General features: G+C 63.7%; 12 protein-coding genes. 7 read left to right on the top strand and 5 right to left on the bottom strand.

Annotation, left to right across the window (positions count from 1 at the left end; genetic code table 11):
• Both VH499_RS08730 and VH499_RS08725 read right to left on the bottom strand, forming a co-directional pair.
• Positions 1-1,580, bottom strand: a 1,580-nt coding sequence (locus VH499_RS08730) for a molybdopterin-dependent oxidoreductase (RefSeq protein WP_332052324.1), incomplete at its 3' end; no start/stop codon positions are given.
• Between the two features lie 256 nt (positions 1,581-1,836).
• A complete protein-coding gene (locus tag VH499_RS08725; RefSeq protein WP_332052323.1) occupies positions 1,837-2,460 on the bottom strand; it encodes a TetR/AcrR family transcriptional regulator in 624 nt (207 codons plus the stop codon).
• A 216-nt stretch (positions 2,461-2,676) separates the two neighbouring features.
• Between VH499_RS08725 and VH499_RS08720 the strand changes: the two genes are divergently transcribed.
• The 3 genes from VH499_RS08720 (at position 2,677) to VH499_RS08710 (ending at position 4,295) form a co-directional block, all read left to right on the top strand.
• Positions 2,677-3,204: a DinB family protein gene (locus VH499_RS08720; protein ID WP_332052322.1), complete on the top strand. Its 528-nt coding sequence runs from the start codon at positions 2,677-2,679 to the stop codon at positions 3,202-3,204.
• Positions 3,201-3,596, top strand: a complete 396-nt coding sequence (locus VH499_RS08715) for a cupin domain-containing protein (RefSeq protein WP_332052321.1) — start codon at positions 3,201-3,203, stop codon at positions 3,594-3,596. Before VH499_RS08720 ends, VH499_RS08715 begins: the two co-directional genes overlap by 4 nt.
• 255 nt (positions 3,597-3,851) lie before the next feature.
• On the top strand, positions 3,852-4,295 hold the full coding sequence (locus VH499_RS08710; RefSeq protein ID WP_332052320.1) for an SRPBCC family protein: 444 nt from the start codon (positions 3,852-3,854) through the stop codon (positions 4,293-4,295).
• 229 nt (positions 4,296-4,524) lie between these two features.
• Here the strand turns inward: VH499_RS08710 and VH499_RS08705 are convergent, their stop codons facing one another.
• Positions 4,525-5,643, bottom strand: coding sequence for a Gfo/Idh/MocA family oxidoreductase (locus VH499_RS08705; RefSeq protein WP_332052319.1), 1,119 nt, complete (start codon positions 5,641-5,643; stop codon positions 4,525-4,527).
• A gap of 102 nt (positions 5,644-5,745) precedes the next feature.
• Here VH499_RS08705 and VH499_RS08700 point away from each other — a divergent pair, with 102 nt between their 5' ends.
• The 3 genes from VH499_RS08700 (at position 5,746) to VH499_RS08690 (ending at position 8,375) form a co-directional block, all read left to right on the top strand.
• Positions 5,746-6,615 (top strand): LysR family transcriptional regulator, encoded by an 870-nt coding sequence (locus VH499_RS08700; RefSeq protein WP_332052318.1) that lies wholly within the window; start codon positions 5,746-5,748, stop codon positions 6,613-6,615.
• Positions 6,616-6,825: 210 nt separating this feature from the next.
• A complete protein-coding gene (locus VH499_RS08695; RefSeq protein WP_332052317.1) occupies positions 6,826-7,707 on the top strand; it encodes a sigma-70 family RNA polymerase sigma factor in 882 nt (293 codons plus the stop codon).
• Positions 7,704-8,375 carry a nitroreductase gene (locus VH499_RS08690; protein WP_332052316.1) on the top strand — a complete coding sequence of 224 codons (672 nt, stop codon included), beginning with the start codon at positions 7,704-7,706 and terminating at the stop codon, positions 8,373-8,375. Before VH499_RS08695 ends, VH499_RS08690 begins: the two co-directional genes overlap by 4 nt.
• Before the next feature lie 107 nt (positions 8,376-8,482).
• Here the strand turns inward: VH499_RS08690 and VH499_RS08685 are convergent, their stop codons facing one another.
• Both VH499_RS08685 and VH499_RS08680 read right to left on the bottom strand, forming a co-directional pair.
• On the bottom strand, positions 8,483-8,896 hold the full coding sequence (locus VH499_RS08685; RefSeq protein WP_332052315.1) for a DoxX family protein: 414 nt from the start codon (positions 8,894-8,896) through the stop codon (positions 8,483-8,485).
• Positions 8,862-9,305, bottom strand: a complete 444-nt coding sequence (locus VH499_RS08680) for an ester cyclase (RefSeq protein WP_332052314.1) — start codon at positions 9,303-9,305, stop codon at positions 8,862-8,864. Before VH499_RS08680 ends, VH499_RS08685 begins: the two co-directional genes overlap by 35 nt.
• An 82-nt stretch (positions 9,306-9,387) precedes the next feature.
• Between VH499_RS08680 and VH499_RS08675 the strand changes: the two genes are divergently transcribed.
• Positions 9,388-9,808 (top strand): TetR/AcrR family transcriptional regulator (locus VH499_RS08675; protein WP_332052313.1); only part of this gene is annotated, 421 nt, incomplete at its 3' end.

Raw genomic sequence — 9,808 nt, 5'->3', positions numbered from 1 at the left:
TTGCGCCATTCCTCGAACGCCTCCCTGGGCTCCCTGAAAGGGATCAGCGGCGCCTCATCGCGGTCCTTGAATCCCAGCCGGTTGGCGACCTCCACGAAAATATCGAAGTCGCTTCGCGCGTGTCCCGGTGGATCGACGGCTTTCAGCAGGAGGTTGACGCTGCGGTCGGCGTTGGTGACGCAGCCCGTCTTCTCGCCCCACATCGCCGCCGGGAAATAGATGTCCGCCAGGTCCACCGTCTCCGCATCCAGGAAGGGGTCCTGCACCACCAGGAAGAGCCGCCGCAATATCCGCTCGCTGCGGTTCTGATCGGGCAGGCTCACGAGCGGGTTTGTTCCGACCACCCACATGAACTCGATCTCGCCGCGCTCGGCGGCCTCCATCATGAGCAGGATGTCTTTCGGCACCTCAGGATGAAATTTGCCGAAGTCGAGGTTCCAGCACTCGCACAGGTCGCGCATCTGTTCTTCGCTGTGGGGATTGCGGTAGCCGGGGTAGGAGCCGCCTGCGCCCGCCTCGCGGTTGCACATTGCCGCCGGCTGGCCCGCCATCAGCAAGGGACCCGCGCCGGGTTTGCCGATCGCTCCGGTGAGCAAATGCACCGTGTTCACCAGCGAGGACGACGCGGTCGCCTCGACGCTCTGGTAGAAACCCTGAAGCACGGTCGACACCATGCGCGGCGTGGTGCCAATCCACTCGGCCGCCGTTTCGAGCTCGCGTTGGGAAATGCCGCAGATTTCGGCGACCCGCTCGGGCGGATACTCGCGGGTCACCGCATCGAGCTCGTCGAACCCGACCGTGTACCGCGCGATGAAGTCACGATTCGCCTGGCCACGTGCGATCAGCAGGCGAATGATGCCATTCATGAGCGCGACGTTCGTGCCGGCACGCAGCTGGAGGTGCAGGTCGGCGCCCTGTCGCACGGTCGGTGTCCGGCGCGGATCGGCGACGATGATGCGCCCGCCGTTCTTCGCCTTCGCCGCCAGCATGCGCTCCCACAAGACGGTCTGCGCCTCGGCGACGTTATGGCCGTAGAGGCACAGCAGATCGGCCTGATCCACATCGACATAGGAGGCGACAGGACCGTCCACGCCGAAATTGGCCATGAGGCCGGTGGCGGAGGTCGCCGTGCACAAGCGGGTGTTGCCGTCGATGTTGGATGATTGCAGCCCACCCCGCCAAAGCTTGCCGAGCGTGTAGAACTCTTCGATCGTGAGCTGTCCGGAATTGTAGCAGGCCAGGTTCTCGTGCCCCTGCTGCCACGCGGCCTTGAATCGTTCGGTGAAGAAATCCATCGCTTCCGCCCAGCTCACCGGCTGCAGCGAAGCTCCTTTCGTCCGCCGGATCAGCGGGGTGGTGCCGCGGCGCTTCGAGTTGTTGGCCACCCAACCGTGCTCGCCTTTCGGACCAAGGTGACCGAAATTGACCGGGTGATCGGCGGTTCCGCGGACGCCGACGATCCGGCCGTCCTTCACGGCGATGTCAACGCCGCAGCCGTTGGAGCACAGGATGCAGGCCGAATGGACCCAGGCATCGGGTTCGCCTTTGATACCGAGATTGGTGTCGATCCGGGGTTGCATGGGATACTCTGCTCAATGCGAAACGGAAGCTTCCCCCACGCTTTGAATATCGCCCTTCCCGGCGCGCACCTAAAGAGTTGTTTCCGATCGGACCTCGAGTCGATCGTGCCGTCGGGCCAAGGCGCGCTGTTGAAACGGGGCTTTTCGCGCTTCATCGAAGACTCGGGATTCGCGCTGCTGCGACACTTTGCACCTCGAAGGACAATGCGATGACGGCGGCCCACCACTCTACGGGCTCCAGGTGAGCGACCGATGATCATTTCAGGTATCGGATCAAGAGGCGCGTGGCCTCGTCGATGAGCGTTCCAGTGGCGTCGTCCGCCAGGATTTCGGCGCGATGCAAGACCGCCGTATGCGTCAGCGCCTCTATCGAGGTCACGCACACGAATGCCGCAAGCTCCAGGTCGACGGCGCGAAGCTCACCCCTGTGATCCTCGAGATAAGCCTTGAAGAGGGCATAGTATTCGCGATTGAAGGTTGCCACTTTCTCGAGCCGCCCGGTGCGCGGGATCTGCTCGGCAAGGACGCGATGCAGCTTGGGGGCGATGCGATGGGCGTCGATCGCCACGGCGACAAGCTTGCGCACCGCCTTCTCGACCGGCAGCGCGGCGACCTCAGCCAAGGCGGCCCGGACGACCTCCATCAGCTCCTGGTTGTGGCGATCGATGACGGCGGCAACGAGCGCCTCCTTGCTGGGGTAATATTGATAGAGGGAGCCGACGCTCACGCCCGCTTCCTGAGCGATCCTGTTGGTGCTCGCCTTGTCGAAACCTTCCCTGACCAGGAGACGTGCCGTCGCCTCGATCAGGGCATCGACCGTCGCGCGCGACCGCTCCTGGGAGGCCGCCTTCCTGGGCATCGTGAGCGGCCTTCGCGCCATGCCTGGTGCTCCCCATGTGCAAGCCGACAACATGAGTGATCGCTCGCATTATGTCCAGAACGCGAGCAGTTGCGCCGAAGGCCCCGCGACCGCCGCCTGGGATCGCCCCGCGACGCAGGTTTTCCGCGATCGGCCAATGCGAGTAGACAATGTGAGCGATCGCTCACAAATTGCAGCATACAAGATCTCTCGACTTCAACGATGAAAGACCCCGCGATGTCCACCCTCCCCTATCGCACCCTGGTCCGCTACAAGCGTTGGGCCACCAACGGCCTGAATGCGGTCGTTGCCGACACTCTCGAACGCATTCCCGCAGACGATCGGCTTCTGATTCAGCGGCTGCTCGACCACATCCAAGTCGTCGACGAGATCTTCCGCCATAACCTCGAGGCGCGGCCCCATGGCTATCAGGCGCCACGCTCGGCCGAGCTTCCGTCCCTCGATGCCCTGGCGGGCAAGGCCCGCGCGACCGCGGACTGGTATGCCGACTATGCCGACTCCCTAACGGCAGAAAAGGTGGATGAAACGATCGCCTTTTCCTTCGCCAACGGCGAACCCGCGCGCATGACGCGCGGCGAAATGCTATTACACGTCGCGATGCATGCGGCAGGCCATCGCGGCCAGGTCGCGCTCCTGCTGCAGAAGAACGGCATCCAGCCCTTCCCGGACCGGATCACCGACTTCCTGAAGGCCGAGGGTGCCGACCCATATCGACAGGTCCCTGTTGCGGAGGTCACGGTATGACGAAGCAATTGTCGCTGGAGCGCTTCCCGCTCCATCTCGGCCTCGGCGCCAAGGCCGTGCCGCAGCCCGAATTCACCGGCATGGACTGGTATGCGCCCTACGTCGAACGCAACGCCGCCGACGGCAGCGAAGGACGGCTCGTCTCGCTCTACGGCTTCAGCGAGAGCTGGACGAGCTGGGAGAGGCATCCGGCGGGCGACGAGGCGGTGATCTGCACCGCAGGCGAGATCACACTGATCCAGGAATTGCCCGACGGGCCGCAGAAGATCACGCTGCGCGCGGGCGACTATGCCATCAACCCGCGCGGCGTCTGGCACACGGCGGATGTCACCGGCCGCGCCACGGCTCTGTTCATCACGGCGGGCGTGGGAACGGAGCATCGCCCGCGCTGAAAACTGGGCTCTACCATTTGACGCGCGACAGTTCAGAATGTCGACGACGTCGTCGGCGTCTATCGTGACCACAGAAACACGATGGACCCGCCCGCGTCGCGCTCACGCGAGCGAGAAACCTGGCGCCGGGAATACGCAACGATCCCGCCAAGGGCTTCGGGTCAGTCCAGACCGGCGACTATCCTATTGACGAGGAACCGGCATCTCCGCGATTGGGGACCGGCTCGCCAGTACCGCAAAGCAGGAGACATAACGATGCCCAACACGGTCCGCCTTCATCGAATCCTCGCCACGGCGCCCGAGAAAGTCTACCGCGCCTTCCTCGAGGCCGACGCAATGGCGAAATGGCTGCCACCGAACGGCTTTGCGAGCACTGTCCATCATCTGGATGCGCGAGTCGGCGGCACCTTCAAAATGTCGTTCCGCAATTTCACCACGGGCCACAGCCACTCCTTTGGCGGCGAATACCTCGAGCTCGTGCCCAATGAACGCCTGCGCTACACGGACAGGTTCGACGATGCCAACCTGCCGGGCGAGATCCATGTCACGGTGTCGCTGAAGAAGGTCCTGGTCGGCACCGAGATGAACGTCGTCCAGGAAGGCATTCCGGACGCCATCCCCGTCGAGGCCTGTTACCTCGGCTGGCAACAATCGTTGGAAAACCTGGCGAAGCTCGTCGAGCCCGAAATCAACCAGTGAGAGAACATGGGGTCTCGGCCCCTCTTGCGCAACACAGAGGAATTCCAGGTCAAGGCCCTACTCGAAACCTGGGCAGACGCGCTCCGCCGGCACGATGTGGCCGCCATCCTCGCTCATCATGAGCCGGACATCGCTTCGCCCGCGCGTGAGCCGCGCTACGCCACCTGCCGTCAGCAACGAAAGCGCGGATGATCATCGGCGTCCGTCCGTGCCGCCCAGAAGTGCGGAATCAGGTTGATGCGACGCGGCTTCCGCTTTCGGCTGCCTTCTCGATCGCCGCGATGATCCGATGTACCGCGACCGCGTCGTCGAAGCTTGGCGCTGTGCGCGTCCCCTCGCGCAAGTCCCGGGCCACTCTGGCGTAGAGGCGGGCGACGTTCCCCGACTCCGCGTCCTCCGGCCAGCCCGCACGGTATGATGCGGGGACCTCTAATGGTCGAAATGTTTTCTCTTCTCCGCGCGCGCCTTCGATGGAGAGTTGCACCATCTGCGTGTGGCCGGATCGACCCGACACCCGGATGTCGCCTTCCGTGCCATCGATCTCCCAGAACAGACCGTCGCCGTCTCGCGCCGCACCGCCGCGATAATGGATGGAAACTGGCACGCCGGAAGCGAACGCACCGCTGACCAGCACCTGGTCTGGGGCCGTTACGGGCAACGCTTCCCCTGTATTGGCCATAAGCGCCGTCTGTCGTCGGACAGCCAACACCGAAGAAACTTCCGCGACGTCACCGAACAGATCTTTGAGAGCTGCCAGAGTGTGGCCCACAGGGATCGTCAGCAGGGTGGCGCCATTCGAACGGTCCAGCAAATAGGCCCAGGTTTTCTTGTCGGGAATGGCGCCGCCTCCCTGCAAGGCGCCGCCGCGCGCAACCAGTGTGGTCGATAGCACCTCGCCGACGAAGCCGCCCTCGATCAGATATCTCAAATATTCGATCTCCGGAGCGACACGCGCCTGCGTCCCGACAACGCCGACGACTCCCTTTGCTTGCGCGAGCGCGGCCATTTCCTCGGCTTCGGCCAGACCATTACCAAGCGGCCATTCGCAATAGACGTGTTTGCCCGCGCCGATCGCCGCCTTCACGATCTCGAGATGAGCCGGCACCTTCACTGCGACGGTGACGATGTCGACCTCTGGTGCCGCGATCAGCTCGGCGAGGTCGGCGAATGCTCTCGGAAGCCCGGTCGCGGCGGCGGCTGCTTCGGCGCTGGCTTTGCTCGTGTTGGCGACGCCGACGATTTCGAAGGTCCCAGGCAGAGCGCGCAGCGCGGGAATATGGGCGCGCGCGGCCCAGCTCCTGCCCGGCTCCACGCCGACGATAGCGACTCCAAAGCGTTTTCCCGGCATGGCGTTCTGTTCTCCTTCGCATCGCCCCGCGTCGGAAATACGCCCGAGCCCTCTCTGTGGAAATTCCGTATATATGCGAGCGATCCTTGAGATTGTGCACAGATGTTCGATTGGGAAGACATCCGGCATTTCCTCGCCGTAGCGCAGAGCGGCACACTTTCGGGCGCCGCCCGCAATCTGAAAGTCGATCACTCGACGGTCAGCCGTCGGCTCGCCGCGCTCGAGGCCGAGCTTGATGTCCGGCTCGTCGATCGCTTGCCGCGATCCTGCCGCCTGACGACAGTGGGCAGGCAGGTGTTGGAGCGGGCCATGGAAATGGAAGCTGGCGCGCACGGCATCGCGCGTTCGGCAACGGCCGCCCATGCGCCGCTGGTCGGTCGAGTGACGCTCAACGCACCGCCCGTGCTGGTGACGCATCTTCTTGTCGAGCATCTTGCCCGCTTCCGGGCCGAGTATCCGGATATCCGGCTTTCGCTTTCCGCCCAGGGACAGCAGGTATCGCTAAGCCGACGCGAAGCCGATGTTGCCGTGCGGCTCGTCCGCCCACAGGAAGCGCGGAGTATGACGCGGAAGGTCGGAGCAATGGCCTTCGGTCTCTATGCGCACCGATCCTATCCCCATCTGGCTGCGCCGGAACGGTGGCAGTTCATCGCCTTCGATCAGAACTTCGCCGACATGCCGCAACAACGATGGCTGCTCGGCATTGCCGGCGACCGCCCGGTGGCCTGCGAACTGAACCACATCAGCGAGCACCTGATCGCCGTGCGGGCGGGCGTAGGTGTAGCCGGCTTGCCCTGCTTCATCGGGAACAAGGATCGCGATCTCGTCCGGATCGGAGAAGACATTCTGCCGTTCACGCGCAACATCTGGCTGCTGGTTCACCGAGACCTGCGCCGGACCCCTGCGGTGCGCGCCGTGATGGATTTTGTGGCGGTCACAATCTCCGAAAATCGGGATCTGCGTATGCGATAGACAGAGTTGGGATCTCGGGATCCGCAAGACGGTTTGCATTTCACGATCCCTGAATCTCAAAATCATCCGGGCGCCATGTCACAAAGCCGCTCTCCACCTTGTCATATATGGCACAGCGCTCGAACGGGTGGCCGTGCCGTAGGCCCGCCGGAGCGACGCCGCCATCTCGAAGTGAAAAGCGGCGGAACTTGGTCGATTGAGAGATGACAGATGCAAGGACCCGCTGAAGCGTTTGACCCGCTGCGTCCCACCTTGATTCGCATCGCATATAGGATGCTGGGATCGGTCGCCGACGCGGAAGACATCGTTCAAGAGACCTTCTTGCGGTGGATGGCGACCGACCGGACCACCGTCCGGCAACCCGAGGCGTTTCTCCGTCAGATTGTCACGCGGCTATGCATCAACCATCTGAAATCCGCGCGGCGCCGACGCGACATGTATATCGGTCCCTGGTTGCCCGAACCAATGGTCGAGGCTCCGGCCGAGGACATCGACGATATCACATTGCCCCTTATGATGGCGCTGGATCGGCTTTCGCCGCTGGAACGTGCCGCCTTCCTGCTACACGACGTCTTCGGCGTCAGCTTCGAGGAGATTGGCGAAATCATCAAACGCGAACCAGCGGCCTGTCGTCAACTTGCCACCCGAGCGCGCCTGCATGTGCGTCAATCGCGACCGCGCTTTCGCGTTGATAAAGACCGTGCCCTGGAGTTGGCCCAGGCTTTCTTCACGGCCTCCCGAAGGGGCGATCTGGCGGCGCTACGTGCGATGCTTGCGGACGATGTCTCTATCTATGTCGATGGAGGGGGAAGGCGCCGTGCGCCCAGCCAGCCCGTCCACGGCGCCATCCATGTGATCAAGCTCCACAAAGGTTTGGCCATGCACTACGCAGAGCACGGCTCGACTCTCATGCAAGTTGGCTTTGTCAACGGATTGCCCGGCCTCGTCACGAAGGAAGGCGATGGTGAGCTTCAATCGACCGCGCTCGCCATCGAAGATGCCAAGATCGCGGCCATTTATGTCGTGCGCAATCCCGAGAAGCTTCTGCACCTCCAGGGGTCTGCGCTCGGCGGGACTGCGAGGGCGGTATGAGCGTGGCACAAACCCTTCGTTCCCGCGCATCGATCCGTGGATATACGGAAAGAGAGGTGCCCATCGAGACGGTGCGAGAGATCCTCGATGCCGCGCGCTGGTCCCCGTCAGGCGGCAACATGCAGCCTTGGAGGGTGATAGTAGTTGCAGGAGCCGCTCGAATCGAGGTTTGCGAGGTCGCCCGCCGCGCACTGATACGCAATCCGAGCGGTGAAGACGGCGACTATCCGGTCTACCCCGAGTGCGTCCGTTCGCCGTTTCGCGAGCGACGCAGCCTGGCTGCGCATCAGCGTTACGCTGCAATGGGCGTCGAGCCGGGTGACAAGGCGGCTCTCGCTGACTACGTAGCGCGCAACTATGAGTTCTGGGGCGCACCGGTCGGGCTGTTCTTTGTGATCCCTCGCGATTTCGGTCACAGCCAGTGGGCCCATCTTGGCATGTTCATTCAGTCCGTCGTTCTTGTCGCGACGGAACTGGGATTAGGCACTTGCGCCCAGGAAGCCTGGGCCAAGGTTCGAGAGAGTCTGCGGGTGCATTTCGGTCTACCGAGTAACGAGGTCGTCTATTGCGGCATGTCGCTTGGATATCCCGACTGGACCCAGCCGATCAATGCCGTCCGAACGGCCCGCGAGCCGGTGGCGGGCTTTGCCACCTTTCTTGGCTGCTAGGCGTGCGGGTTGCCGAGAAGGTATATTCACCGCTGTGCGCCGGCCCCTCCTCTTCGGCCTTTCTGTCTGGCCACAGCGGGTAGATTCGCGGCGCCGAGCTGCAACACTCAACCGGTCGCCGGATCCCAACCACGGATCGCCACCGCCACGACCGCCGCCGCAGTCAGAACGACAGCGCCTGGCAGATGGCGCCACTCGCGACAACGGATCAGCGTGATCACCGCGGCCACCAGGATCACGACGCTGCCAATCGCGCCGGCCCGCGACGTAGCCGGGACCAGCAAAAGCAATCCCGCTATCGCCTCGAGCCCGCCTGTCGCCCGATGAAAACCGGCCGGATAGCCCCAACGCACAAAGGAGTCGCGGACTGATTGAGAGCCGACGAAGTTGACGGCGCCAGCCCCGATCATCACGACGCCGAGTGCGATCGGAAGCCCGATCGCGAAGAGCTTGCCTGCTGGCATGTGATGATCCTCACGTTGCTGATTACTGGTGTCCGCCATGCGCTTGCGGCTGGCCAAGGGGCGCCAAGGCGCCGATCTGGGTGAAGATGTCGAGGGTGTTGAGCTCGTCCCAATGCTCGATGAAGCGTCCGTCCTCCACGCGCCAGATATCGATCGAGCGCATGGCGAAAGCGTTGCCTGTCGCGGGATATCCGAGGAAGTTGCCCGTGTGCGTCCCCTCGTAGCGGTAGCGGCCCACCAGGCGCGAACCATCCGCCGACACGAAGACGTCTTCGGCGGACACCTTCAGGTCGGGTACGCCCGCGATGATCGCGCCGAAGACCTTCTTGACGCCTTCAGGACCGGGTTCGGCGAAGGCGTTGTGGTTCAAATAGCCGGGCGCGACGATCTCATCGAAGCGCGACACGTCGTGACCGGACACGATCTCGGCGAAGAGGTAGCCGAGCCTCAGAGGATCGGTTGACATCAACGTCTCCTGCTCTAAACGAGACTGATCGGTCTCGTATATGCTACATAGCGAGACTGATCAGTCTCGTCAAGGACCGCTGATGACCCCCTCTGCCTCGCCGCGCCCCGGACGCGTTCTCGATCCCGCCAAGCGCGCGGCGATTCTCGAAGGCGCGCGCGCCGTGTTCCTGCGCGAGGGGTTCGCGCTGGGTTCGATGGACGCGGTCGCCGCCGAAGCCGGCGTCGGCAAGCAGACCATCTATCGCCACTTCCGATCGAAGGAGGCGCTGGTCGAGGCGCTGGTCGAGGCGATGTGTGCGCCGGAGGTCGTTCGACCGCCAACAAGGTCGCTGCCGGCCGGACAGCGGCTTCGCGAACTGCTGGTGGCGTTCGTGACCGGCGTCGCCAGTCCGGACAGCGTCCGGCTCTACCGCGCCATCGTCGCCGAGGCCGACCGGATGCCGGGCCTGGGGCGCCTGTTCTGGGAGGCCGGGCCGCGTCAGGTCCGGGCGGCAATCGCAC

It is taken from the genome of Reyranella sp. (genome assembly GCF_036558665.1).
In the GTDB taxonomy this organism is placed as follows: Bacteria; Pseudomonadota; Alphaproteobacteria; order Reyranellales; family Reyranellaceae; genus Reyranella.
The sequence above is the reverse complement of the archived record's forward strand: the minus strand, read 5'-3'. Positions and strand labels throughout refer to the sequence as shown.

Excerpts from the sequence above, each read along its gene's own strand:
- VH499_RS08725 (WP_332052323.1), bottom strand. The coding sequence starts at position 2,460 with ATGGCGCGAAGGCCGCTCACGATGCCCAGGAAGGCGGCCTCCCAGGAG.
- VH499_RS08720 (WP_332052322.1), top strand. The coding sequence starts at position 2,677 with ATGTCCACCCTCCCCTATCGCACCCTGGTCCGCTACAAGCGTTGGGCC.
- VH499_RS08715 (WP_332052321.1), top strand. The coding sequence starts at position 3,201 with ATGACGAAGCAATTGTCGCTGGAGCGCTTCCCGCTCCATCTCGGCCTC.
- VH499_RS08710 (WP_332052320.1), top strand. The coding sequence starts at position 3,852 with ATGCCCAACACGGTCCGCCTTCATCGAATCCTCGCCACGGCGCCCGAG.
- VH499_RS08705 (WP_332052319.1), bottom strand. The coding sequence starts at position 5,643 with ATGCCGGGAAAACGCTTTGGAGTCGCTATCGTCGGCGTGGAGCCGGGC.
- VH499_RS08700 (WP_332052318.1), top strand. The coding sequence starts at position 5,746 with ATGTTCGATTGGGAAGACATCCGGCATTTCCTCGCCGTAGCGCAGAGC.
- VH499_RS08695 (WP_332052317.1), top strand. The coding sequence starts at position 6,826 with ATGCAAGGACCCGCTGAAGCGTTTGACCCGCTGCGTCCCACCTTGATT.
- VH499_RS08690 (WP_332052316.1), top strand. The coding sequence starts at position 7,704 with ATGAGCGTGGCACAAACCCTTCGTTCCCGCGCATCGATCCGTGGATAT.
- VH499_RS08680 (WP_332052314.1), bottom strand. The coding sequence starts at position 9,305 with ATGTCAACCGATCCTCTGAGGCTCGGCTACCTCTTCGCCGAGATCGTG.